This window comes from Amycolatopsis eburnea (assembly GCF_003937945.1).
GTDB lineage: Bacteria > Actinomycetota > Actinomycetes > Mycobacteriales > Pseudonocardiaceae > Amycolatopsis > Amycolatopsis eburnea.
Genome location: NZ_RSEC01000048.1, coordinates 243,008 through 266,013 on the forward strand (window position 1 = coordinate 243,008; position 23,006 = coordinate 266,013).

22 protein-coding genes are annotated in these 23,006 nt (G+C 72.6%); 5 read left to right on the top strand and 17 right to left on the bottom strand.

What is annotated here, in order from left to right:
• The first annotated feature begins 47 nt into the window (after positions 1–47).
• A complete protein-coding gene (locus EIY87_RS22575; protein ID WP_125311406.1) occupies positions 48–236 on the top strand; it encodes a hypothetical protein in 189 nt (62 codons plus the stop codon).
• Here the strand turns inward: EIY87_RS22575 and EIY87_RS22580 are convergent.
• The 11 genes from EIY87_RS22580 to EIY87_RS22630 all read right to left on the bottom strand — a co-directional run bounded on the left by EIY87_RS22580 (position 212) and on the right by EIY87_RS22630 (position 12,174).
• Positions 212–1,240 (bottom strand): MFS transporter, encoded by a 1,029-nt coding sequence (locus tag EIY87_RS22580; RefSeq protein ID WP_404800089.1) that lies wholly within the window; start codon positions 1,238–1,240, stop codon positions 212–214. The two genes, EIY87_RS22575 and EIY87_RS22580, sit on opposite strands and share 25 nt — an antisense overlap.
• Positions 1,241–1,411: 171 nt before the next feature.
• Positions 1,412–2,827: a M1 family metallopeptidase gene (locus EIY87_RS22585; protein ID WP_225439988.1), complete on the bottom strand. Its 1,416-nt coding sequence runs from the start codon at positions 2,825–2,827 to the stop codon at positions 1,412–1,414.
• Positions 2,828–2,987: 160 nt separating this feature from the next.
• Positions 2,988–3,926 (bottom strand): GlxA family transcriptional regulator, encoded by a 939-nt coding sequence (locus EIY87_RS22590; protein ID WP_125311410.1) that lies wholly within the window; start codon positions 3,924–3,926, stop codon positions 2,988–2,990.
• Positions 3,927–3,948: 22 nt separating this feature from the next.
• On the bottom strand, positions 3,949–4,515 hold the full coding sequence (locus EIY87_RS22595) for a TetR/AcrR family transcriptional regulator (RefSeq protein ID WP_125311412.1): 567 nt from the start codon (positions 4,513–4,515) through the stop codon (positions 3,949–3,951).
• Positions 4,516–4,574: 59 nt separating this feature from the next.
• Complete coding sequence (locus tag EIY87_RS22600) at positions 4,575–5,888, bottom strand: ABC transporter substrate-binding protein (protein WP_125311414.1); 1,314 nt, start codon at positions 5,886–5,888, stop codon at positions 4,575–4,577.
• The gene (locus tag EIY87_RS22605) at positions 5,875–6,918 is read right to left on the bottom strand and encodes a branched-chain amino acid ABC transporter permease (RefSeq protein ID WP_225439989.1); all 1,044 of its coding nucleotides are present in this window, start codon (positions 6,916–6,918) and stop codon (positions 5,875–5,877) included. The genes EIY87_RS22600 and EIY87_RS22605 overlap by 14 nt, the downstream gene beginning before the upstream one ends.
• Before the next feature lie 29 nt (positions 6,919–6,947).
• Complete coding sequence (locus EIY87_RS22610; RefSeq protein ID WP_125311418.1) at positions 6,948–7,799, bottom strand: branched-chain amino acid ABC transporter permease; 852 nt, start codon at positions 7,797–7,799, stop codon at positions 6,948–6,950.
• 29 nt (positions 7,800–7,828) lie between these two features.
• On the bottom strand, positions 7,829–8,536 hold the full coding sequence (locus EIY87_RS22615) for an ABC transporter ATP-binding protein (RefSeq protein WP_125311420.1): 708 nt from the start codon (positions 8,534–8,536) through the stop codon (positions 7,829–7,831).
• Positions 8,529–9,320 carry an ABC transporter ATP-binding protein gene (locus EIY87_RS22620; protein WP_404800088.1) on the bottom strand — a complete coding sequence of 264 codons (792 nt, stop codon included), beginning with the start codon at positions 9,318–9,320 and terminating at the stop codon, positions 8,529–8,531. The genes EIY87_RS22615 and EIY87_RS22620 overlap by 8 nt, the downstream gene beginning before the upstream one ends.
• A 339-nt stretch (positions 9,321–9,659) precedes the next feature.
• Positions 9,660–10,640, bottom strand: a complete 981-nt coding sequence (locus EIY87_RS22625; protein WP_125311424.1) for an ABC transporter substrate-binding protein — start codon at positions 10,638–10,640, stop codon at positions 9,660–9,662.
• Between the two features lie 277 nt (positions 10,641–10,917).
• Positions 10,918–12,174 carry an MFS transporter gene (locus tag EIY87_RS22630; RefSeq protein ID WP_125311426.1) on the bottom strand — a complete coding sequence of 419 codons (1,257 nt, stop codon included), beginning with the start codon at positions 12,172–12,174 and terminating at the stop codon, positions 10,918–10,920.
• 101 nt (positions 12,175–12,275) lie between these two features.
• Here EIY87_RS22630 and EIY87_RS22635 point away from each other — a divergent pair, with 101 nt between their 5' ends.
• Positions 12,276–12,704 (top strand): hypothetical protein, encoded by a 429-nt coding sequence (locus tag EIY87_RS22635; RefSeq protein WP_125311428.1) that lies wholly within the window; start codon positions 12,276–12,278, stop codon positions 12,702–12,704.
• Here EIY87_RS22635 and EIY87_RS22640 read toward each other — a convergent pair.
• The gene (locus EIY87_RS22640) at positions 12,641–13,267 is read right to left on the bottom strand and encodes a thioesterase II family protein (protein ID WP_125311430.1); all 627 of its coding nucleotides are present in this window, start codon (positions 13,265–13,267) and stop codon (positions 12,641–12,643) included. The two genes, EIY87_RS22635 and EIY87_RS22640, sit on opposite strands and share 64 nt — an antisense overlap.
• Before the next feature lie 85 nt (positions 13,268–13,352).
• Between EIY87_RS22640 and EIY87_RS22645 the strand changes: the two genes are divergently transcribed.
• Entirely contained in the window at positions 13,353–16,442 is a 3,090-nt protein-coding gene (locus EIY87_RS22645) for an AfsR/SARP family transcriptional regulator (protein WP_125311432.1), read from the top strand.
• Between the two features lie 41 nt (positions 16,443–16,483).
• The gene (locus EIY87_RS22650; protein WP_125311434.1) at positions 16,484–17,254 is read left to right on the top strand and encodes a GntR family transcriptional regulator; all 771 of its coding nucleotides are present in this window, start codon (positions 16,484–16,486) and stop codon (positions 17,252–17,254) included.
• 112 nt (positions 17,255–17,366) lie between these two features.
• Here EIY87_RS22650 and EIY87_RS22655 read toward each other — a convergent pair whose 3' ends face one another.
• The 4 genes from EIY87_RS22655 to EIY87_RS22670 are packed head-to-tail and all read right to left on the bottom strand — an operon-like array spanning position 17,367 to position 21,174.
• Positions 17,367–18,674 (bottom strand): hypothetical protein, encoded by a 1,308-nt coding sequence (locus tag EIY87_RS22655; protein WP_125311436.1) that lies wholly within the window; start codon positions 18,672–18,674, stop codon positions 17,367–17,369.
• Positions 18,671–19,060 carry a PTS sugar transporter subunit IIA gene (locus EIY87_RS22660; protein WP_125311438.1) on the bottom strand — a complete coding sequence of 130 codons (390 nt, stop codon included), beginning with the start codon at positions 19,058–19,060 and terminating at the stop codon, positions 18,671–18,673. The genes EIY87_RS22655 and EIY87_RS22660 overlap by 4 nt, the downstream gene beginning before the upstream one ends.
• Before the next feature lie 11 nt (positions 19,061–19,071).
• Positions 19,072–20,694 (bottom strand): PTS system mannose/fructose/sorbose family transporter subunit IID, encoded by a 1,623-nt coding sequence (locus EIY87_RS22665; protein WP_125311440.1) that lies wholly within the window; start codon positions 20,692–20,694, stop codon positions 19,072–19,074.
• Positions 20,695–20,700: 6 nt separating this feature from the next.
• The gene (locus EIY87_RS22670) at positions 20,701–21,174 is read right to left on the bottom strand and encodes a PTS system mannose/fructose/N-acetylgalactosamine-transporter subunit IIB (RefSeq protein ID WP_125311442.1); all 474 of its coding nucleotides are present in this window, start codon (positions 21,172–21,174) and stop codon (positions 20,701–20,703) included.
• A 330-nt stretch (positions 21,175–21,504) separates the two neighbouring features.
• On the opposite strand from EIY87_RS22670, the gene EIY87_RS22675 reads away from it, so the two are divergent.
• The gene (locus tag EIY87_RS22675; RefSeq protein WP_125311444.1) at positions 21,505–22,449 is read left to right on the top strand and encodes an MBL fold metallo-hydrolase; all 945 of its coding nucleotides are present in this window, start codon (positions 21,505–21,507) and stop codon (positions 22,447–22,449) included.
• Here EIY87_RS22675 and EIY87_RS22680 read toward each other — a convergent pair.
• Positions 22,446–22,937, bottom strand: a complete 492-nt coding sequence (locus tag EIY87_RS22680; protein WP_125311446.1) for a MarR family winged helix-turn-helix transcriptional regulator — start codon at positions 22,935–22,937, stop codon at positions 22,446–22,448. The two genes, EIY87_RS22675 and EIY87_RS22680, sit on opposite strands and share 4 nt — an antisense overlap.
• Positions 22,938–23,006 lie beyond the last annotated feature (69 nt).

Consider the following 23,006-nt stretch of genomic DNA (forward strand, 5'->3'; position numbering starts at 1 on the left):
TGCTGACGGCATCGATCGGCCGGTCGCGCGGATCTAGCGTTCTCCGCATGACGAACGAAACCCGCACCGCCGCCGCCCCCGTCCTCCTCTGGCTGGTCCTGCTCGTGAGCGGGGCCGCGAACGCCGCCGGCCCGCTGATCGGGCTGAGCGAGGCCGTCCGGATGGTGGCCGGGGGCGTCGCGATCGTGGCGATCGCGGGCCTGATCACCCACTACGTCCGGCGCAGGAAGGCGTAGGTCGTGAGCGCGGCCGCGATCAGGGCGGCGGCGGGCCAGAACGGGTTCGCCACCGCCCCGGCGAGCACCGGCCCGGCCGTGGCCCCGAAGTTGAGCGCGGCGGTCGCGTACGACCCCTTCATCGTCGGAGCGCCCTCGGCCAGCCGCAGGATCCGGGCGATCACCGTGCCGCCGACGGCGAAGGACAACGCGCCTTGTGTGAAGGCGAGGGTCACGAGCGCCGCGGGGACGTGCGAGGCCAGGGCCAGCGTGACCCACCCGGCGAGCAGCAGCGGACCGCCGACGGCGACGACCCGGCCGGGCCACCGGTCGGCGAGCCGCCCGGCCGCGGTGATCCCGCCGAAGCACCCCAGCCCGAAGGCGCCGAGCACCACCGGCACCGGAGCGATGCCCGCGGCCACCGGCGCCAGGTAGGTGAAGACGCCGAAGGTGGCCGCGTTGACCAGCGCACCGGCGAGCAGCACCCCGGCCAGCGGCCGCAGCACGGCGAGTTCGGCCCGCACGCCGTCCGGCTTGGGGCCCGCCGCGGTGTCGGGGATCCACCACACGGCGGCGAAGGCGGGCACGCACAGCAGCGCGACGGCCCAGAACGCCGGCCGCCAGCCGAGCAACGCCCCACCGGGGATGCCGACGACGCAGGCGACGGTCGAGCCCCCGAGCAAGACGGCGAGCGCCCGCCCGGCGCGTTCCAGCGCGGCGGCCGCGGTCAGCGCGACGGCGAGGAACCCGGCGTAGGCGACGGCGGCCACCAGCCGCGTCGCGACGAGCAAGCCGAACGACGTCGTGAGGCCACCGACGACGTGCATCGCGACGAAGACGGCGAGGAAGCACAAGAGCGCGGTCCGCCGCCGCCACGACCGCGAAAGCGCGGCCATCACCGGCGCACCGGCGACCATCCCGGCGGCGAAGGCGGACGTGAGGTAGCCCGCCCGCGCGAGCGAGACGTCGAACGCGACGGCGATGCCGGGCACGAGCCCGGCGAGCATGAATTCGGACGTGCCCATGGCGAACACGGCCAGGGCAAGGAGGTACAACGGCACAGAAGCTCCAGGGATCACGAGATCGACGAGACGATTTCGTGGTCACCCGGTGACCGCGGAACGGGGAGTTATCGGGCCACCGGGAAGACCGGCGGCCCGGCCTTGGACGCTTCGGGGCTCGACATGGCGCTGAGGTTACCCGACGGACGGCTTGCCCGGCTGGTAGAGCCAGGTGCGGAAGAACGAGCCGACGTCACGGCCGGTCAGCTGCTCGACGAACTGGATGAACTGCTGCGTCGAGACGTTGCCGTACCGGTGCTCCGCCGGCCACCGCTTGAGGACGTCGAAGAAGGCGCGGTCGCCGATCTTCAGGCGCAGCGCCTGCAGGGTCATCGCGCCGCGGTTGTAGACCAGGTCGTCGAAGATGTGGTCCCGGCCGGGGTCGGCGACCTTCCCGCTCCAGTCCTTCTCACCGGCGTAGGTCTTCTCGAAGGTCCGCTGCACCGGAACGCCGTTGAACTTCTCCTGGTAGAGCCACTCCGAGTAGGTCGCGAAGCCTTCGTTGAGCCAGATGTCCGACCAGTGCACCGGGGTCAGGCTGTCGCCGAACCACTGGTGGCCGAGCTCGTGGGCGAGCAGGTCGCCGTCGACCTCGCTGGTGCGCTGGTCGTAGACGGGCCGGCTCTGCGTCTCGAGGGCGTAGCCGACCCCGACGTCGGCGAGGATGCCGCCGGTCGAGTCGAACGGGTACCGCCCGTACACCGAGGATTCCCACTGGACGACCTGCGCGGTGGTCTGGTTGAGCACCTGCCCCTGCCCGGGCACGGTGTCGATCGACTTGCCGATCGCGGTGATGTTCGGCAGGCCACCGGCCAGCACGCCCCGCGTCACGTTGTAGTCGCCGATCGCGAGCATGCTCAGCTCGCTGGCCATCGGCCGGTTCATGGACCAGCGGAACGTGGTCCGGCCGTCGCGGGTCGTGGCAGGCCCGGGTTCGCCGTTGGCCAGCACGGTGAGCCCGGCCGGCACGGTGATGGTCTGGGTGTAGGTCGCCTTGTCTTCGGGGGTGTCGTTGACCGGGAAGTAGGTCGCCGCGCCGATCGGCTGGTTGAGCGCGACGGCGCCGTCCTTGGTGGCGACCCAGCCGGAGACGCCGAGCGCCGGGTCGTCGATCTTCCGCGGCACGCCGGAGTAGCTCAGGGAGACGGTGAACGGGCTGCCCGCGCGCAGGCCGGACGGCGGGGTGATCACCAGCTCCTGGGCGCCGCTGCGGGTGAAGGCGGCGGTGCGGCCGTTCACCGAGAGCGCGCTGATCGCCAGCGGTCCCTGGAAGTCGAGGTCGAAGCGGGAGAGGTCCTGGGTGGCCGTGGCGAGGATGGTCGTGGTGGCGGTGATCGCCTGGCTCTTCGGGTCGAACGCCAGCCGGATGTCGTAGTGGCCGACGTCGTAGCCGCCGTTGCCCATGTCGGGGAAGTACGGATCCCCGGCACCCGCCGCCCCGGGCGTGAACCGCGGCTGTGCGGTCGCCGCGTCGGCCGGGCTCCCGGCGGCCAGCAGAGCCGCGGCCAGCACGGCGGAGACGACCATCCAGTGGCTACGACCGGCTCGCATGGGTCCTCCCTCGACAGTCATCGGCGCTGAAGAGTAGGTCGGATCCGGCACCCGGATCAACCCCGATTCGTAGGTGGACAACGGTGATCCCGAGGATTCCGGCGAAGTCGTGGGCGGTTTGTCCGGCGGCGGCTTCGCCGACCTGGCTCCCGGGCCCGGGTCACGCCCGGAAGCTCGCCCGGTAAGCCTGCGGGCTCCGCCCCACCACCCGCTTGAACCGCTCCCGGAACGCGGTCGGCGACCCGAACCCCACCTCGCCCGCGATCCGGTCCACCGACTCGCCAGTCGCCTCCAGCAGGTGCTGCGCCCGCCGCACCCTCGCCCGCAGCAACCACTGCAGCGGCGTCGTTCCCGTCTGCTCGCGGAACCGGCGGTTGAGCGTGCGCGTGCTCATCCCCGCGTGTCCCGCGATCCCCGGCAGCGTCAGTTCCGACGCGCAGTTCTCCTCCAGCCACGCCAGCAGCGGCTCCAGCTCGGACCCGCGCGGGGCCGGCGGGGTGTCGTGGACGATGAACTGCGCCTGCCCGCCCTCGCGTTCCAGGGGCATCACCGACATGCGGGCCGCGTCGGCGGCCACCGCCGAACCGTGGTCGCGGCGGACCAGGTGGAGGCACAGGTCCAGGCCCGCCGCCGCGCCCGCCGAGCTCAGGAACTGGCCGTTGTCGACGTACAGGACGTCCGGGTCCACCTCCACCATGGGGTGTAGCCGCGCCAGTTCGGGCGCCGCTGCCCAGTGGGTGGTCGCGCGGAGGCCGTCGAGCAGGCCCGTCTCCGCCAGGATGAACGCGCCCGAGCAGATCGACGCGATCCGCGCGCCCCGCCCGGCCGCCGCGCGCAGCGCCGCCACCACCGGCGCCGGGACCGGCGGGTTCGCCGAGCGGCCCGGCACGATGATCGTGTCCGCGTCGGCCAGCCCGGTCAGGTCCCACGGCGGCCGCAGCGTGAACGCGCCCGCGTCGACCTCGGGGGCCGGGCCGCAGATGCGGACCTCGTAGGCCGGGGCACCGTCCGGCAGCCGCGTTCGCGAGAAGGTCTCGATGGGGGTCGCCAGGTCGAACGGGACGACCTGGTCGAGCGCGAGGACCGCCACGATGTGCATGGTCCCCACGATAGAGCGTCCACTAAGGACGGAGGCTGCGCAGCATCAGGTTCGCGAAGTGCTCGCCGACCTGCTCCCCCGACAGCTCGCCGTCGGCGTGGTACCACATGCCGAGGCGGTGGATGGCGCCGAAGTGGTAGTTGATCACCAGGTCGGCCGGGACGTCGGCGCGGAACACCCCGGCGCGCTGCCCTTCGGCGACCAGGTCGCGCACGCGCTCGTGGTAGGTCCGCCGCTCGGCGCGCACCTGGACCTGCTTGGACTTCTCCAGCAGCGGGAACGACTGGAAGAACACCGTCGCCGCGTCGAGGTCGGCGATGCTCGTCACCACGACGTCGACGATGATCGCGTGCAGCCGCTCCGGCAGCGGCAGCTCGGACTTCGCGATCGTCTCCATCCGCCGCGTCTGCATCCGCAGCATCGCGACGTAGATCTCGAAGAGCAGGTCGTCCTTGGACTCGAAGTAGTGGTAGAGCCCGCCCTTGGTGACGCCGGCGGCTTCGACGATCTCGCGGACCGTCGTCGCCTCGAAGCCCTTCTCGGCGAACAGCCGGACCGCCGCCCGCACGACCTTCTCCCTGACCGTCATGTCGCCACCCTAGGTGAGCGGGGGCCGGCCCGCGGCACCGCCGCGAACCGGCCCGTTCCTCACTTGCTCAGCAGGTTCACCTGCTCCGGGGTGGCGCGTTCACCGGTGTACGCCGTGATGGCCCCGGTACCCCGGTCGGTGACCGACGGTGGCTGGATGACCGCCGTCGTGGTGTCCGGGTTGATCTTGAAGACGTACGCGCCGGTGTAGCCCGCGTGCGATTCCTTCGAGAACCCGAACGGCGTCAGGCCCGGGCCCTTGAGCGCCCCGGAGCTCATCGCGTCGACGAGCTTCTGCCGCGTCGGGTCCGGCCCGGCGGCCTTGAGCGCCTGCGCGAACGTGTAGGCCTGGACCATGCCGAACAGGACCGTGTTGGTGAACGGCTCCTTCGGGATGTACTTGTCGTGGACGCCCTTGAAGTAGGCGACCCACGGGTCCGCCGCCTGCGCGACGTCCGGCAGGTAGCCGGTGCCGATCAGGCCGGCCAGCAGCTGCCCGCTGGACACGCTGGCGCCGCCGCGCTTGGCGAAGTCCTGCAGCAGCCCGGACAGCGTCGCCGGGTCGGCGCCGATGCTGCTGACCACGAACTGCGGCTTGTAGCCGATCTTCGCCGCGGCCAAGATCGCCAGCGCGGTGAACGCCGGGATGCACGCGCAGACGACGACCTCCGCGCCGGCCGCCTTCAGCGCGGACAGCTGCGGCGTGACGTCGGTGTTCGCGCTGTCGTAGCCCTGCCGGACGACGGTCTGGTCCTTGACGAACTGGTCCAGCCCGGCCTGCGTGTCGCGGCCGACGTCGTCGTTCTGCGTGAAGTAGCCGATCTTCTTGCCTGCGAAGGTGTCCTTGATGTACTTGCCCTGGATCTTGCCCTCGCGCGTGTAGTCCACCTGGTACCCGAAGGTCATCGGCGCCTTCTGCGGGTTGTCCCAGGCGAGCGCGCCCGACGACACCAGCAGGTCCGGCACGCCTTCGCCGGTGAGGTAGTCGACGACCTTGGAGTGTGTCGGCGTGCCCAGCCCGCCGACGATCGCGAACACCTTGTCCTGCAACACGAGTTTCTTCACGACTTCGACGGTCTTCGTCGGGTTGTAGCCGTCGTCCTCGACCTTGTAATCGATCTTCCGCCCGTTGATCCCGCCGCCGTCGTTGATCGCCTGGTACACCGCGCGGGCGCCGACAGAGATCTTGCTGTACCCCGGCGCGGCCGGTCCGGTGAGCGGCTGGTGGGTGCCGATCACGACGGTGTCCTTGGTGACGCCGACGGCGGAGTCCGCGGCCTGCTGACCGCCGCCGTCGCTCTCCCCCGCGCCGCCGCACGCGGTCAGCGCCAAGGCCAGGGCGAGGAAACCCGCGCCGTACCTAGTGAATCCCATGGTTCTCCTTCTGTTCGGCGGGCTTGCGGAGAAGTGTTCGGAGCCGCTGGAAACCGCCCTGGATGCCGCGCGGGAAAGCGAGCACGACGACGATGAGGATCACGCCGTACACCGCGAGCGGGAGGTTGTTGGCCACGTCGGTGTTCAGGTGCAGGACGTCGGCGAGGTCCTCGGACCACGCCTGGAAGTACACGAGCGCGACCGCGCCCCACAGCGCGCCCAACAGGGACCCGAGCCCGCCCAGCACCACGGCCGCCAGCAGGCTCAGCGACAACGCGGGCGTGAACGACCCCGGCGCGGCGGTGCCGAGCAGGAACGCCTGCAGGCCACCGGCCAGGCCACCGCACACCGCGCTGACCAGGAACGCGAGGATCTTCGTGCGCCCGACGGCGATCCCGCTCAGCGACGCGGCGACCTCGTCGTCGCGGACCGCGCGGAAGTCGCGCCCGAGCCGCCCGCGCACGATGTTGACCACCAGCACCAGCGCGATGAGCACGCTGAGCCAGACGATCCAGGTCTGCCACCGCAGTTCCGGAACCACCCCGACCACAGCGGACGGTCTGCTGTGGACGGTGAAGCTCAACCCGTTGCTGCCGCCCAGGAAGTCCGGGAACTTGCGGGTCAGCGCGGGCAGGCCGACGGCCAGCGCGAGCGTCGCCCCGGCGAGGTACGGCCCGCGCAGCCGGGCCGCGGCCGCGCCGGCCAGCAGCCCGGCGAGCCCACCCGCGGCCGAGGCGAGCAGCAGGTCGGCCCACAGCGGGAACGACGGCACCTTGTTCACCAGCAGCGCCACCGTGTACGCGCCGATGAACATGAACGCGCCGTGGCCCAGCGACACCTGGCCGGTGAGGCCGGTCAGCAACGTCAGCCCGGCCACGGCGATCAGGTAGTAGCCGATCGTCGCGATGCGCAGGTTGGTGAACTCGTCCGTCACCAGCGTCAGCACGACGACGACGGCGAAGGCCGCCAGCGCGAAGAGGACGTGGCGGACCAGCGGCGGCAGCACGCGCTTCTTTTCCGGTGCTGTCACGGTGGTTCGCGGCAGGCTGGTGCGCACGCTCATACCCGCCTCGCCTTCGCGCGGCCGAACAACCCGCTCGGGCGCACGGAAAGCACGATCACCAGGATCGCCAGCGCGGCGAGGGTGACCATCTCCGGTCCGAAGTAGCCGGACACATAGGACAGTCCGACGCCGAGGACGAACCCGCCGGCGATGGTGCCCAAGGGGTTGTCGAGACCGCCGAGCACCGCCGCGGTGAGCGCGTAGACGAAGACGCCGTCCAGCACGTTCGGGAACAGGAACGGTGGCGTGGCCAGCAACCCGGCCAGCGAGCCGACGGCCGCGGCCATCCCCCAGCCGACGGTGAGCATCAGCCCGACCCGCACGCCGAGGGTGCGGGCGACGTCCGGCGCGAACGCCGCCGCGCGCATCCGCAGGCCCAGCGGCGTGTACTTGAACACGACGAGCACGAGCGCGGCGATGGCGAGCACGATCAGCACGACGAACAGGTCGTTGGCGGAGAACCGGCCGCGGAAGTCGAAGGCGTACGGGAACGCCAGCGGCTCGTTGGACCAGATCATGCCCGCGATCGCCTGCAGGACCAGCAAAAGCCCGAGCGTGACGATGATCGAGCTCAGCTCGGAGCGGTGCCGCAGCGGCCGGATCAGCAGCCGTTCGGTCGCGACGCCCAGCACGGTCCCCGCGACGATCGCGACGGCGAAGCCGAGCCAGTAGCTGCCGGTCGCCTTGGTCACCGAGTACGCGAGGTACGTCGAGATCAGCGCGAGGGCGGGCTGCGCGAAGTTCACCACCCGGGTGGCCCGGTAGATGATGACCAGGGCGAGCCCGAGCGCCGCGTACACCGCGCCGGCCGAGATCCCGCCGAGGGTCAGGTCGAAGAAGTCTTGCATGCCGGACCGTTCACCTCCGTTTGGACGCCTCAGAAGCCGAGGTAGGCGTGGCGCAGGCCGTCGTCGGCCAGCAGTTCCGCCGCGGTGTCGACGGCGACGACCTTGCCGAGCGCGAGGACGTAGCCGCGGTCGGCGATGGACAGCGCGCTGTGCGCGTTCTGCTCGACGAGCACGACGGTCAGCCCGGTCGAAGCCCGCAGGTCCCGCAGGATTCCCATGATCCGCGCGGTGATCAGCGGCGCGAGCCCCAGCGACGGCTCGTCCAGCAGCAGCAGGCCGGGCCGGCTCATCAGCGCGCGGCCGATGGCGAGCATCTGCCGTTCGCCGCCGGACAGCGTCGACGCGGGTTTCGCCGAACGTTCCTCCAGCGGCGGGAAAAGCTCGTAGACCTCCTTGCGCGCGGCGGCGCGATCGGCGCGGTCACGTCGCCACAGCGCGCCCAGCCGGAGGTTCTCGTCGACGGTCAGCTCGGTGATCACGCCGCCGCCTTCGGGCACGTGCGCGACCCCGCCGCGCGCGATCCGGTCCGGCGCCCGCCCGGTGAGTTCCGCGCCGTCCCAGGAGATCCGGCCGGCGCGGGCGGGCTGCAGGCCGCTGATCGTGCGCAGCAACGTGGTCTTGCCGGCCCCGTTCGCCCCGAGCACGGCGGTGATCCCGCCGCGTTCGACGGTGATCCCGACACCGTCGAGCGCCCGGACGGCGCCGTAGGAAACGGAAAGCTCGTCGATCTCAAGCACTCGGTGCCTCCTCGGCGGGGTCGCCGAGGTAGGCCTCGGCCACGCGGGGGTCGGCCTGGATCTCGGCCGGCGTACCCGCCGCGATCACCTCGCCGAAGTTCAGCACGACGACGCGGTCGCACACCTGCATGACCAGGTCCATGTGGTGTTCGACGAGCACGACCGCCATGTCCCGCCGCAGCGACAGGATCAGCGTCGCCAGCTCGTCGAGTTCGGCGGACGACAGGCCGCTCGCGGGTTCGTCGAGCAGGAGCAGGTCGGGTTCCGCGACGAGCGCTCTCGCCAGTGCGACGCGTTTCCGCACCCCGTAAGGCAGCACGCCGGGCAGCCGGTCGGCGAGGTCGGCGATCCCCAGCTCCCCGAGGGTGGCTCGCGCCCGCCCGGCGAGGTCGGCTTCGTCGCGCGCGGACCGCCCGGCTCCGACGAGAGCCGGCAGCACCCCGGTGCGGGCGTGCCGCCCGGCGCCTGCCATCACGTTTTCCAGCACGGTCAAGCCCGGGAACAGCCCGAGCCCCTGCAGCGTCCGCACGATCCCGAGCCCGGCGAGGTGTTCCGGGCGGTGCCGCACCAGCGGCTCCCCGCGCCACAGCACGCGCCCCGACTGGGGCCGGACGAACCCGCAGACGACGTTGAAGAGTGTGGTCTTGCCCGCGCCGTTGGGCCCGATCACGCCGACGACGGTGCCGGCGCCGACGCTCAGCCGGACGTCGCGCAACGCCGTGAGACCGCCGAAGCGCACGGTGAGGCCGTCGACCACGAGCAGGTCCTCGCCGGGAAGGGTCATCGTCGACTCTCCTTGTCTCACCATGTGGACCAGGCCGTACCGCGCGGTCGGTATGAAGAGGGTGGAGGTCGGCGGCGGTGAAGTCAAGGTGCGAACCACCGAAACCGGGCGGTCCGGGAATTTTCCCAAAGCGCGCGCTTACCGGGATTCGGTACCGGGTGGAGGGGTGGCGAAGTCGCTGTGGCGTGCCTGGCCGCGGTCTGCCCGGCGCCGCAGGGATGTCATGAAAGGGTCGTTCATGGCGCCAGACGCCATGAACGACCCTTTCATGACATCGCCGCCGGGGCATGCCGAAGGGCGGGCACGCCGCAGCGCACCCGCCCTTCCCGAGCCCCGGTGTCAGCCGGTACTGGCCTGCGGCGCGATCATCGAAGACGCGTCGATCTTCGTCTGCACCACACCCAGCTGCTGCAACAGGTCCGGCACCCGCTGGATCCGGCGTGCGTCCAATGTGGACCCGAACGCCGGCATCACCATCAGGCTCGCGATGTCCTGGTCCACCTTGGCGTTGCGGACGACCAGCGGCTCCACCCGGGCGCGGTCCACCGCGGCGCGCGTGGCGTTGAGCATCGCGCGCTGGAACGCGGCCAGCGTCTTCGGGTGGTCGCGGGCCCACTGGGCGGTGGCGCCGTAGCCGGTCAACGGAAACGCCTGCGTGCTGCCGCTCGCCGCGTCGATCACCGGGTACGCGCCGGCCGTCTTGGCGGACTGCGTCAGGAACGGCTCCGGCTGGTAGGCCGCGTCCACCCGGCCCTGCGCCAGCGCGGCGCCCATCTCCGGCAGCGGCATCGGGACCCACGTCACCTTGGTGCTGTCGATGCCGTGGTCGCGCATCACCGACTGGGTCAGCACATCGGACGCCGCGTTCTTCGAGCTGATCGCGATCCGCTTGCCGCTCAGGTCGGCGATGGTCTTCACCGGCGAGCTGGGCACGGTGACGACCTCGTTGCTGCGCGGGCTCGCGGACGTGGCGTCGGCGATCAGCTTCAGGTCGGCGGTGCCGCTGCTCTTCGCCAGGAAGAACAGGGTGTAGGTGGACAGCGCGAGGTCGTCCTTGCCCTCCACCATGCGGGTCAGCGTGTCCTGGCCGCTGGCGCCGATGTCGGTCTGCACCTCGAGGCCCTCGGCCTTGAAGTAGCCGCCTTCCTGCGCCAGCCACAGGGTGGCGAGGTCGACGGTGGTGAGGATCGCGACCCGGATGGCCGGTTTTTCGACGCCGCCACCGGTCTTGGTCCCGCCGATCTGGCTACACCCGCTCAGCAGCAGGGCGGCGGCGACGGCGAGGACGGCGAACCGGCGGGTCGAGGCGCGTCTGGGCATGGCACTCCTCGGAAAAGAATCCTTCTGCACGTGGAATCCGGCGGTTGAGCCGTGATTCGCCGGACTGTAGATGACGATTTCCGCGCCCGCAAACACGTTGCCGAGAATTGCGGGCGCGATGATCACGCGCGGAAACAAACCAACGAGGAGCTCGCACACAGCGTGATCGTCCTGCGCCATCCGGCCGAGCGCACTGGGACGTCCGATCGTCACCGGCACTGCTCCGAAGGCGTAAATCGCGAACGGCGAAAGAGGGGAAAACAGGACCGAAGCGTGGTCACGATCCCGGACGTGCTGTCATTGAAGTTCCCCTGACCGCGAACCGCCGCAGCCCCGGAGTTCCCGCCCCGACGGCCACCACCGCCGCCACGCAGAGGAGGCCGCCGCTGACGAGTGCGAACGTTCCCGATGTCGCGCCCGCCACCAGGCCGCCGCGCAGGTTGCCGATGTCCGGGCCCGCCTGGCCGACGATCTGCTCCGCCGCCGCGACCCGGCCGAGCAGCGCGTCCGGGGTGTTGAGCTGGACCAGCGCCCCGCGCGAAACCACCGACACCGTGTCCGCCGCGCCCGCCAGCGCCAGGCACGCCAGCCCGAGCCACGGACTCGGCGCCAGCCCGAACACCGTCAGCGCGACGCCCCACGCGGCCGACCCCGCGAGCATCACCAGACCCGGCCGTGGCAGCCGGGTGAACGCCCCCGAGAACACCGACGCCGCCACGCCGCCGACCGCGATGGCCGAGAGGAACAAGCCCAGCGTGCGCGGGTCACCGCCGAAGTGCTCCTCGTTGACCAGCGGGAACAGGCTGATCGGCATGGACAGGACGGTCGCGGCGAGGTCGGTCAGCAACGCCCCGCGCACGACCGGGGTCCGCACCAGGAACGCCAGCCCGTCGAGCACGCCGCGCAGGCCCGGCCGCGACCCCTCGCCGTCGGGCCGCATGGCCGGCAGGCCGAAGACGCCGTAGAACGCCAGGCCGAAGGTGAGCGCGTCGACGACGTAGCAGCCGCCGACGCCGAGCCAGCCCAGCAGCAGGCCGCCGAGCGCCGGGCCGAGCAGCATGGCGCCCTGGAAGGCGATCCGGTTCAGCGCGAGCCCGGCGGGCAGTTGCTCCGGCGGCAGCAGCCGGGGGATGAACGTGCGCCCGGCCGGCCCGCCGCCCGCGACGAAGCACGACTGGACGGCCACCAGCCCCAGCACGACGAGCACCGGCACACCGCCGACGAACCCCTGCACGGCCAGCAGCACCGAGCACGCGGCCTGCCCGGCCGTCATGACGAGGGCGAACTTCCGCCGGTCGACGCGGTCCACGAGCGTCCCGGCGAAGAGGCCGAACACGATGACCGGCAGGGCCTGCGCGAGCCCGACGGCGCCGGTCCACGCGGTGCTCCCGGTCTGGTCCCAGACCTGGAACATCACGGCGACCAGCGTCATCTGGCCACCGAAGCCGGAGAACACGCGTCCCAGCCAGAGCCGGCGGAAGGCGGGCGACGAGCGCAGCGGGGTGATGTCGGCGAGAGCGCGAAGCACGCGCAAATCATAACAGCGCTTATACGTTTGCCGGGAGCGGTGAAGGAAGTGGTTTGGAAGTCGCCTCCGGCACCATCGGCCACACCCCGAACGCAAGAGGAGTCACCATGAAAGCCGGTGCAATCCAGGCCGTCATCGGCACGGCCGTCCTGGGGGCGGTCGTCCTCGCACCCCCCGCCGAAGCGGCCGGAACCGGGGCCCAGACGGTGGCGGCGAGCTGCACCGCGGGCCTGTTCCGCGGCACCGTCTCGGTCACCTACCAGCTCGCGGGCCCGACCGAGTACCACCCGTCGATCGCCACCATCGGCGGCGGGCCGTACATCGGCGACTCGGCGACGTTCGTCCTCGACGTCGCCTACGCCGACGCGGGCACCACCACGTCCGTCTACCGCGGCACGTACACCGGCACGGCGGGCACGAAGCTCAGCGTGCGCCTGCCCGACGACGTCAAGGTCCCGCAGGACGCCCCGAGCTACGCCTCGGTCGCGTTCGACGGCGGCGAGAGCCCCTGCACGGCCAAGGCGGAGATCAGGTAGGCCGAGCGCAGGACGGCGTCGCGCAGCAGCGCGGCGCTGTCCTGGGCCCGCGCCGGGATCAGCACGAACCCGGCGCTGGTGTGCTCGCCCCAGCCCGCCATCACGTGCGGCTCGCCGAACCCGCGGATCGGGCACGGCAGCGGCGGCGCCGCCGGCACGTGCGCGTCGCTCACCAGCAGGCTCACGTCGGCGCGTTCCGCCTGCTCGGGCACCACGCGGGCGGCCCGGTCCGGCGGGGCCTGGTGCGCGACGACGAGTGCCCGCGGGACCCCCAGTCCCGCGGCCACGCGCCGCTGCGCCAGCCGGTAGGCGACCAGCGCGCCGAGGCCCGCGCCGAACAGCACGTGCGGTCCGGCGAGCACCCCGGCCAGCTCCGCGGACAGCGACTCGACGAGCAGCCACATGTCCCGGTACGGGTGCTCGTCGCGGCGCTCGCCCCGCCCGGGCAGCTCGACGACGTGCACCGCGATCCTCGGGTCGCGCCAGGCCCGGTAGCGGCCGGCGGCTTCACCGGCGTCCGGGAAACAGACGAACAGCAAGCGCTCCGGATCATCGGTGTCCACCCGTGGCCTCCCTTCCGACGTGCCCGCGGTTAGGGTCGACCACAGCACTTCCGTTCCGCTTCGGTCCGCCTTCTGGGGGCAACACGTGCGCTACCGCCTGCTCGGGCCGGTCACGGTCCTCGGCGAAACGGGTGCTTTCCGGCCCGGTGGCCAGAAACAGACGTCCGTGCTGGCCGCGCTCCTGCTCAACCCGAACCGCGTGGTCACCGAAGACCGCCTCATCGACCTGACCTGGGGCGAGAACGCGCCGCCGAGCGTGCGCGGGCGGCTCCAGGTGCACATCTCGGAGCTGCGGAAGCTCCTCGGCCGCGACGTCATCGTGCGGCGCGCGCCCGGCTACGTCATCGAGGTCGGTCCCGGCGAGCGGGACCTCGACGTGTTCGACGACGAGGTCGCCCAGGCCAGGGCCACCACCGGGGCCGACGCCGTCGCGCACCTGCGCGCCGCGCTCGCGTTGTGGGAGGGCACCCCGCTCGGCGGTGTGAGCGAAGCGCTGGCCGAGCACGAAGGCCCGGCACTGGCCGAACGCCGGCTCGTCGTGCTGGAGGAGCTCTACGAGCAGGAGCTGGCTTCGGGACGGCACGCCGACGTGGTCGGCGAGCTGCGGCAGCTCGTCGAGGAGCACCCGTTCCGCGAACGGCTGCGCGCCGCGCTGATGCTCGCGCTGCACCGCTGCGGCCGCACGCCGGAAGCGCTGGAGACGTACACGCGGGCGCACGACCTGCTCGTCGACGAGCTCGGCATCGAGCCCGGCCAGGCGCTGCAGGACCTGCGGCTGCGGATCCTGCGCGGCGAAGGCGAGCCGGCGCCGGCGCCCGTCGCGGCCCCGGTCGCGCCGCGGCCGGCCGAGCTGCCGCTGGACGTCCGCGGGTTCGCCGGCCGCGCCCCGGAACTGGCCACGCTCGACGAGCCCGGCGACGTCTGGGTGATCACCGGCACCGCGGGCGTGGGCAAGACCGCGCTGGCCGTGCACTGGGCCCACACCGCGCGGGCGCGCTACCCGGACGGCCAGCTCTACGTGAACCTGCGCGGGTTCGACGCCGACGACGAGCCGCTCACCCCGGCCGCCGCGCTCGCGCAGCTGCTGCGCACCCTCGGCGTCGACCTGCGGGACGTGCCGCCGGGCGTGGACGACCAGAGCAAGCTCTACCGCTCGCTGCTGGCCGACCGGCAGGCGCTCGTGGTGCTGGACAACGCCCGCGACGCCGCGCAGGTGCTGCCGCTGCTGCCGTCGTCGGGCCGGGTGCTGGTGACCAGCCGCCACCGGCTCGACGAGCTGGTCGCCCGCACCGGCGCGCGGTCGCTGGGCCTGGCGCAGCTGCGCGAAGACGACTCGCGGGCGCTGCTGACCGCGTTGCTCGGCGACCGGACCAGCGCCGAGCCCGAGGCCGCGGCCGAGCTGGCCCGGCTCTGCGGCCACCACCCGCTGGCGCTGCGGATCGCCGCGGCGAACACCGGCGTGGCCAGCATCGGCGAGCTGGTCGACGAGCTGCGCGGCGACCCGCTGGCCCAGCTCGGCTTCGACGGCGCCGAGGAAAGCGCCGTCGCCAAGGCGTTTTCGGTGTCCTACCAGGCGCTGCCCGCCGGGCTGCGGCAGACGTTCCGGCTGCTCGCGCTGGTGCCGGGCGCCGACTTCACGCCGATCGCCGTGGCCGCGCTGCTGGACGTGCCGCCCGAGGAGGCGGCGCGGCGGATCCGCGGGCTGGCCGCGGCGAACCTCCTGGAGGCGCACGCACCCCGCCGCTACCGGTTCCACGACCTCGCCCGCCGCTACGCCGAGCAGTGCGTCCGGGCCGAGGAGGACGAAGCCGCCCGCGAAGGGGCGTGGGAGCGGTTGTTCACCGGCTACTGCGCGGCGGCCGACGCCGCGGTCGCGCTGCTCGGCGCCCGGATCGTCTCGCTGCCCCGCGAGGACGCCCCGGCGGCGCCGAGCCCGATCGCGTTCGCCGACGCCGCGGCCGCCGTGGCCTGGCTGGACGTCGAAGTCCCGAACCTCTCGGCGGCGCTGCGGCAGGCCGCGACGCGCGGGCCGTACCCCGGCGCGTGGTACCTGGCCGACGCGCTGCGGCGGTTCTTCCACGACCACGGCCGCCGTGCGGAGTGGCTGGAGCTGGCCCCGATCGTCCTGCGCGCGGCCCGCGACCACGGCGCCCAGCCGGCCGAGGCGCTGGTCCACCTGTCCATCGGCGGTGCGTACTTCCGCGAAGGCCAGCACGAAGCGGGCATCCGGCATTCGGAGAAGGCGGTGCTGGCCAGCCGGGCGTGCGGCTGGCGCGAGTGCGAGGCGACGGCCGTCGCGAACCTGGGCTCGATGCTGGAGTGGACCGGCCGGCTGTCGGAGGCCGTCGAACACAGCCGTCGCGCGATCCAGCTGTTCCGCGAACTGGCCAACCGCTCGGGCGAAGCGCTCGCGCTGAACTCGCTGAGCTGCCACTACCGCCAGCTGGGCCGCCTGGAGCAGGCGGAGGACTGCCTGGTCGAGGCGATCGCGCTGGCCCGCAAGGAGGACCTGGCGTTCTGGGAAGCGGCGAACCTCGCCGACCTCGGCTGGGTGCTGCTGGCCACCGGACGGCTGGCCGAAGCGGGCGAGGTCCTCGACCAGGCGTTGGCGGCGTTCCGCGACCTCGGCACGAGCTTCGGCGAAGCGACGGTGCTGAACGCGGTGAGCGCCCTGCAGATCGCCCGCGGCGACCACGACTCGGCGGCGCGGACGGCCGAAACGGCCCTCGAATCCGTCCGCCGCGACGGCGACCGGCAGGTCGAGGCGGCCGCGTTGATCGCGCTGGGCCGGGCCGAGGAAGGCCGGGGCGACCTGGCCGCGGCGGAGCGCGTCCTGCGTGAGGCCCGGGAGCTGACGGCGGAGTCCGGCCTGCGCGGCCAGCTGGCGGAAGCGGCGGCGACGCTGGCCCGGGTGCTCGCCGCGGGCGGCCGCGCCGGCGAGGCCGGAGAACACGCGCGGGCGGCCCTCGACGCGGCGCGGGCGGGCGGCTTCCGCGTCGTCGAGGCGGAGGCGCTGCTGGGGCTGGCGGCGGTCGAGGCCGCGGCGGGCCGCTCGACGCTCGCCGAGGGGACGGCCCGGGAGGCGCGTTCGCTGTACCGCGCGGTCGGGCACGTCACCGGCGAAGCCTCGGCCGCGGCCTTCCTGGCGACACTGGCCGGGCGCGCCACGGGCTGACCGAAGGCACGCGGCCGCCCCCGGCGCGACATACTGAGGGCATGCCCCGTCCGAAACACGTCCCCGCGAGCGATCTGCGCCTCCCGGACGCGCTGCAGCCGGGGCGGCCGAAGGGCGACCAGCTCCGCGAAATCCTCGAAACCGTCGCGACGGAGGCGGGCCCCGGCCGGCTGATGCCGTCGGAGCGGTTCCTCGCCGAGCACTTCCACGTCGCCCGCGGCACGGTCCGGCAGGAGATCAACCGCCTGGTCGCGGACGGTGTCCTGTACCGCCAGCACGGCACCGCGACCTTCACCGCGGAACGCCAGGCGGCGCACATCGACATGCTGACCTCGTTCACCGAGGACATGAAGGCCCGCGGCGTCGTCCCCAGGACGAAGGTGCTGCACGCCGAGGTGGAGAGCGCCAACCAGCGCATCGCCGGCCGCCTCAACGTCCCCCCGGGCGCGCGGGTGTTCCGGCTCGAGCGGCTCCGCTACGTCGAAGACGAGCCGTTCGCCGTCGAGCGCACCAACCTGTCGGTCGACCGGTTCCCGGGCATCGACCTGTTCGACTGGGAAACCGAATCCCTGCACCGCACGATCGAGGAGCGCTGGGACGTCCGCGCGGAGTGGAACGACACGGCGATCTCGGCGGTACTCCCGAGCCCCGGCGACGCGGCCCTGCTCGGCATCGAGGCGACCCAGCCGTGCCTGATCATCGAAGGCACGCTGCACGACCAGAGCGGCGGCGTCATCGAAGCGGGCCGCTCGCTGTACCGCGCGGACCGCTACACGGTCTTCACGCAGGCGCGGCGCAGCCCGGCCGGCTGACCCGGCGCGCCCGAAGTACCCCAATGTGGCGTTCGGTGCGTCCAACGCACCCAATGTGGCGTTCGGTGCGTTGGACGCAACCAACGCCACATTGGGGCGTTTGAGGCCGGGCCTAAGCGGGGCTCAGCTGGTGCGCCCGCAGCACCTTCAGGCAGTGCTCCACCAGCACATCGGCGGCGTCCGGCCCGAACAACGTCACGTACGACTCGTAGATCCCGTCCCGGTGCCCCTCGGCGTCGGGCAGGTACCCCAGATAACCGTCGGTGTAGCCGATCACCCGCGTGTGCCGGAACGGGCTCCCCCGCCGGATCCGCAGCCCCAGCGACGCGAACAGCTCGAACGGCGTGTGCAGCCACGCGATGTCCCCCAGTGAGACGACGCTGACCGGGACCTCGGCGCACCCCGTCGGGCGGTCGGCGGCCGCCATCGCGGCGAGCATCGCGCAGCCCTCGTACCGCGTTTGCGCGATCCGGACCGCCGGGTGGTCCTCGCCGTGGCGGGCCAGCTCGTGCTGCCACTCGACCTCCGCCGATTCGCGCAGCTCCAGGCTGTCCTCGATCGATGGCACGTCGCGGTAGGGCAGGTGCAGCGAGGAGCGCGTCAGCCGGACCGGGCCGCTCGCGCCGATCGCCGACGCCGCCGCCAGCGTGCGGGCGATCGACGTCGCCAGGTGGCCGCCCAGGGTACGGACCTCGGCGTGGTCGCGGCCGCGGCGGACGAAGCGGGAGCTGGCGTCGCCCGCCGCGCCCTGCAGGAACGCCGAAACCGGCCGGCCGGTCAGCGTCGCCAGCTCTCTTCGGGTCGCGCCCGGCCAGTCCGCCGACCAGGCCAGGTTGTCCGGGCCGAGGACGGTCGGGTGGCTGGCGTAGTCGAACAGCAGCGCCGCCGGGGTGCCGTCGTCGCGGCTCAGCTCCAGCACCCCGAACGACGTGTCGTGCGGGCCGTCCGGCCGGTAGCGGTTGCCGCCGACGGCTTCGGTCGAGCCCGCGTGCCAGCGCGCCCGGACCCGGGAGCGGCAGGCGCGCAGCCGCAGCGCGGCCCCGGTGACCTTCTCCGCCATCCGGCCGACCAGCCCGGCGTCGCGCTCGCCCGGCAGGCCGGGGTGCAGCGGGCCGGTCCAGCCCTCGGGCCCGGAATGCGTGTGCGACGCGCAGACGAGCACGCGTCCCGGGTCGACACCCACCGCCGCGCCGACCGCGTCGGCCAGTGTCCGGGTGAGGCCGGCGTCGACCGCGAGCGCGTCCAGCGCCAGCCAGACCACGCCCGGGTCGTCCTCGGTGGACAGCCAGATCAGCGACGCTTCGAGCTCGTCGTGCGTGCCGGTCGCGACGCCGTGCCGGGCCAGGTAGCCGCCGAGCGGGTGCCCGGGTTCCGGGGTGATCCGGACGTCTTGCGCGGCGAGCAGGAGGGCGGCGGTCACCAGGTCGATTCCAGGACGTCGACCACGCCGTCGCGGCCGGCGGCGCGGGCCACGCCGGCGAGCTCGGCGACGTCGCCGGTGGTGTGCAGCAGGACCTCCAGCAGCATCGGCAGGTTCAGCCCCGACACGAGCTGCAGGCGCGGGTGCCCGGCCGCGAGCTTGCGGACGGCGTTGAAGGGCGAGCCGCCGTGCAGGTCGGCGAGCACGAGCACGCCCTCGGCGTCGCCGGCCAGCGCGAGCACGCGGGCGCCGAACTCCTCCGGGCTGTCGCGCGGGCTCAGCTCGCAGACCTTCAGCCGCGACTGCGGGCCGAGGATCATTTCGGCGGCCTCGCCGACGCCGGAGGGCAGCCGGCCGTGACCGGCCAGGATGATCGGGACGGACATGGCGGTTCCCCCTAACTCTTCGCCGGGGCCGACGGCGCGAACCAGCCGAGCCACCCCAGGACGACCCCGGCGACGACGACGATGCCGATGACCCAGACCGGCCGCAGCCGGGCCTTGGCCGTCAGCAGGTACACCCCGGCCGTGACCAGCACCGGCAGCAGGAACGGCAGCAGCTCGTCGAGCCGGTCCTGGATCGCCACCGACTGGGTCACCGCCTGCCCCTGGACCGTGGTGGTCTGCCGGTAGGTCAGCGTGGTGACGACCTTGACGATCGACGGGATGAACCCGCCGAGCACGACGAACCCGAGCACGGTCGCCCCCTGCGCGACGCGCGCCAGCGCGCCCGCGGCGAGGTGCCCGGCCAGCCGCTTCCCCTCGCGGTAGGCGAACCCGAACTGCCAGCGCCGCACCAGCGCGTACGGCACGAGCACCATGACGGCGGCGAACGCGGGGCCGAGCCAGTTGCCCTGCAGTGCCCACGACGCGCCCATGGTGAAGACGATGCTGTTGTACAGCGCGAAGACGACGGTGTCGCCGATGCCGGCCAGCGGCCCCATCAGCGCGACCTTGGTGCTCGCCGCCGACTTCGGCGTCCCGGCCTCTTCGAGTGCGACGCTGGAGCCGAGGATCAGCGGGCCGCCGATGAGCACCGAGGTGTTGAAGAACTGCAGGTGCCGCTGCAGGCCGGCGGCGTAGTCGGCCTTGTCGGGGTACAGCCGGCGCAGCACCGGTTCCATCGAGTACGCGAAGCCGAGCGCCTGCATCCGCTCGTAGTTCCAGGAGATCTGGCTCGACCAGAAGTAGCGGCGGAACACCCGGCGCAGGTCCTGCTTGGTCAGCCGGGGGTCGGCGGTGGCCTCCCCGGCGGGCTCGGCCTCGGGCACGGCGATGGCCGGTTCGTCGCGCTTGAGCGTCACGAACAGCATCGCGACCGCGACGCCGACCAGCGCGATCCCCAGCACCGGCAGCTTCAGGTAGGCGTACCCGACGAAGCCGATCAGCAGCAGGTACCAGTACCGCGACAGTTCCATCATGCCGAGCAGCAGCGCGAAGCCGACCGCCGGCAACAGCGACCCGGCGAGCGTCATGCCCTGCACGAACCCGGCCGGGATGCTCGCGGTGATGTCCTTGACCAGGCCGCCGGACGCGGCGAGCGCGGCGAGGAACGTCGGGATCGCGCGCACCGCGACCCACGGGACCAGGCTGACCCAGTGGATCGTGGCCAGGCCGCGGGCGTTGCCGTCGGCGGCGTACGCGTCGGCCCGGTGCACCAGCGCGGTGGTCACCATCTTGCCGACCGGGTCCAGTGCCGAGAGCAGGATCGCGGCCGGCAGCCCGACGCCGATCCCGACGGCGACCTGCGCGGACGTCCCGCCGGCGGCGCCCGCGGCCAGCGCGGTGCCGACGATCGCGCCGGTCTGGTAGTCCGGGATGGTCGCGCCGCCGTAGGTGTAGACGCCGAGGGCGGCGAGCTCCAGCGTCGCGCCGATCAGCAGGCCGAGCAGCGGGTTGCCGGTGATCAGCCCGGCCACCGAGCCGGCGATCAGCGGGCGCTGGGCGTAGATGAGGAACGGGCCGAGCCCGTCGTAGGTGCAGTAGATCGCCCAGACGGTCAGGGCCAGCGCGACGAGCATGCGGGGCTAGAGCCCTTTCCGGTCGAGCAGTGGGACGAATTCGGCGGGCTTGTCCTGCGGCATCAGCTGCGTGACCAGCGGTACCCCGGCGGCGAGCTTGCGGTAGCCGCCCGCTTCGTCCGGGGTGACCGCGATCGAGCGGGTGACCATGGTGTACGCGGTGCCCGGGCGGGGCGCGACGTTGCCGACGTTGACGACCCCGGGCCGCAGCCCGCCCTCGACGAGGCGGAAGGCGTCCTCGGGATCCTTCGCGATGATCATGACATCCCCGTCGAGCGGGACGGTGAGCGCCGCGGCCACCGACAGCACGGCGGTGGGCAGCCCGCGGGCGGCCTGCGGCAGCAGCACCTGCTGCAGCTCGTCGGCGGCGACGTCGTCGTTGCAGACCAGCAGGCGGCGCACGCCGAGCCGGCGGGTCCAGGCGACGGTGACCTGCCCGTGGATCAGCCGGTTGTCGATCCGGACGTGTGCCCCCGCCATGTTTCTCCTCCCGGACGGCAGGAGTCATACTGGTTCGTACCAGTATCTGTGTCAACTGCCGGTGACCGGTCTTCGCGCGGCCGACGGAAGGACCCCTCAGACCTTCCGTCGGCCCACGAGCGCGAAGCCCCCCTCGTGTTACCCCGGACCCTCCCATAAAGGTATATACCAGTATGGACGGTCGTGATCGACTGTCAAGAGCACGAACCTGAAAATTATTCGACCGGGCGGCCGATCGAAAAAGGTCACGGCTCGGCCATTTCGGAGATCGGGCGCAACCTGGCCAGGCCGCCGTCGTTAACGCATCGTCTGCATGAGGGAGGGGAAGGCATGCCGGCCGTCAGATCGAACATCGTCCCGCTCCGGCACGCGAAGCCGGGCGTGGTGGCCTACGTGAAGAGCCCCGCCGAGTGGTTCGTCGCGAACAGCGGGTGGATCCAGGGCAGCGACGGCGTCGTGCTGATCGACACCTGCGGCACCGAGCAGGCGACCCTGGAACTGGTGCGTGACGTGCGGAAGTACGCCGGCGACCGGGAGCTCACGGTCGTCATCACGCACGCGCACGGCGAGCACCACAACGGCCTCGGCGTCGCCCTGCGCGACGGCGGGACGGCGCTGGCCGCGCCGGCCGCCCTCGACGTGGTCAAGGCCGGGCCGCAGACGTACGGCAACGTCTTCACGTACACGCGCTGGGGCGTCCTCGAACCGCCCGAGCCGGACGCGGTCCACCCGGTCACCGGCTGGCGGCGGCTCGACCTCGGCGACGCGGCGGCCGACGTGGTCGCCGTGCCCGGTGTCGCGCACACCGCGGGCGACCTGGTGGTGCACGAGCCCCGCTCGGGCACGCTGTTCACCGGCGACCTCGTCGTCATCGGCGACACCCCGGTGGCGGTCCACGGCTCGATCCCGGGCTGGCTCGACGCGCTCGACTGGCTCCAGGACACGTTCCGCCCGCGCACCCTGGTGCCGGGCCACGGCCCGGTGGCCAACCCGGGGCACACGGCGTTCCACGCGATGCGCGTCTACCTCGAGTGGCTGCTGGAGGTGACCGAGCGCCAGACCGACTTCACGAAGCTGGCGCGGCAGGCGTCGCTGCGCTGGCCGTCGTGGCGGAACCCGGAACGCCACATCGGCAACCTGATGCGTGCCTACGCCGACCAGCACGGCCGCAAGCTGGACGTGGACCTGGCGATCGACGCGATCCTCGCGGCGGCGGGCGGCCGCATCGACCTGGACTACCTGCTCGACGGCGAACCCGTCCGCCAGATCTCCTAGGACCCGCCCAGGCTTTCCAGGAGCGTGCGCAGCGTCGCGGCGAGTTCGTCGCGCTCGCCGGGGTTCAACGCGCTCAGGATCCGGTGCTCGTTCTCGACGTGCTCCGGCAGCGCGCGGTCGATCAGCTCGCTCCCCGCCTCGGTGAGCGCCACCCGGACGCCCCGGCCGTCCGACTCGTTCGGCGTGCGCTCGACCAGCCCGCGCGCCTCCATCTTGTCGAGGCGCTGGGTGATCGCGCCGGACGTCACCATCGCCGAGCGCATCAGCTCGGTCGGGGTCAGCCGGTAGGGCGGGCCGCTGCGGCGCAGGGTCGCGAGGACGTCGAAGGTCGCGCGGTCGATCCCGTGGCGGGCGAACGTGCGGCGCAGCTCCGCGTCGACCAGCGCGCTCAGCCGCGAGAGCCGGCCGATCACCGCCATCGGGGAGACGTCGAGGTCGGGACGCTCCGCGTGCCACTGCTCCAGCACCCGGTCCACGTGGTCGGCCATCGGCTCAGCGTAGCCGATTCCTTAGCGCTAAGTGAGTAGTGGCCATTTACCTTAGCGCTGAGGTAAACT

Excerpts from the sequence above, each read along its gene's own strand:
- EIY87_RS22575 (WP_125311406.1), top strand. The coding sequence starts at position 48 with ATGACGAACGAAACCCGCACCGCCGCCGCCCCCGTCCTCCTCTGGCTG.
- EIY87_RS22580 (WP_404800089.1), bottom strand. The coding sequence starts at position 1,240 with ATGGGCACGTCCGAATTCATGCTCGCCGGGCTCGTGCCCGGCATCGCC.
- EIY87_RS22585 (WP_225439988.1), bottom strand. The coding sequence starts at position 2,827 with ATGCGAGCCGGTCGTAGCCACTGGATGGTCGTCTCCGCCGTGCTGGCC.
- EIY87_RS22590 (WP_125311410.1), bottom strand. The coding sequence starts at position 3,926 with ATGCACATCGTGGCGGTCCTCGCGCTCGACCAGGTCGTCCCGTTCGAC.
- EIY87_RS22595 (WP_125311412.1), bottom strand. The coding sequence starts at position 4,515 with ATGACGGTCAGGGAGAAGGTCGTGCGGGCGGCGGTCCGGCTGTTCGCC.
- EIY87_RS22600 (WP_125311414.1), bottom strand. The coding sequence starts at position 5,888 with ATGGGATTCACTAGGTACGGCGCGGGTTTCCTCGCCCTGGCCTTGGCG.
- EIY87_RS22610 (WP_125311418.1), bottom strand. The coding sequence starts at position 7,799 with ATGCAAGACTTCTTCGACCTGACCCTCGGCGGGATCTCGGCCGGCGCG.
- EIY87_RS22620 (WP_404800088.1), bottom strand. The coding sequence starts at position 9,320 with ATGACCCTTCCCGGCGAGGACCTGCTCGTGGTCGACGGCCTCACCGTG.
- EIY87_RS22625 (WP_125311424.1), bottom strand. The coding sequence starts at position 10,640 with ATGCCCAGACGCGCCTCGACCCGCCGGTTCGCCGTCCTCGCCGTCGCC.
- EIY87_RS22635 (WP_125311428.1), top strand. The coding sequence starts at position 12,276 with ATGAAAGCCGGTGCAATCCAGGCCGTCATCGGCACGGCCGTCCTGGGG.
- EIY87_RS22650 (WP_125311434.1), top strand. The coding sequence starts at position 16,484 with ATGCCCCGTCCGAAACACGTCCCCGCGAGCGATCTGCGCCTCCCGGAC.
- EIY87_RS22660 (WP_125311438.1), bottom strand. The coding sequence starts at position 19,060 with ATGTCCGTCCCGATCATCCTGGCCGGTCACGGCCGGCTGCCCTCCGGC.
- EIY87_RS22665 (WP_125311440.1), bottom strand. The coding sequence starts at position 20,694 with ATGCTCGTCGCGCTGGCCCTGACCGTCTGGGCGATCTACTGCACCTAC.
- EIY87_RS22670 (WP_125311442.1), bottom strand. The coding sequence starts at position 21,174 with ATGGCGGGGGCACACGTCCGGATCGACAACCGGCTGATCCACGGGCAG.
- EIY87_RS22675 (WP_125311444.1), top strand. The coding sequence starts at position 21,505 with ATGCCGGCCGTCAGATCGAACATCGTCCCGCTCCGGCACGCGAAGCCG.
- EIY87_RS22680 (WP_125311446.1), bottom strand. The coding sequence starts at position 22,937 with ATGGCCGACCACGTGGACCGGGTGCTGGAGCAGTGGCACGCGGAGCGT.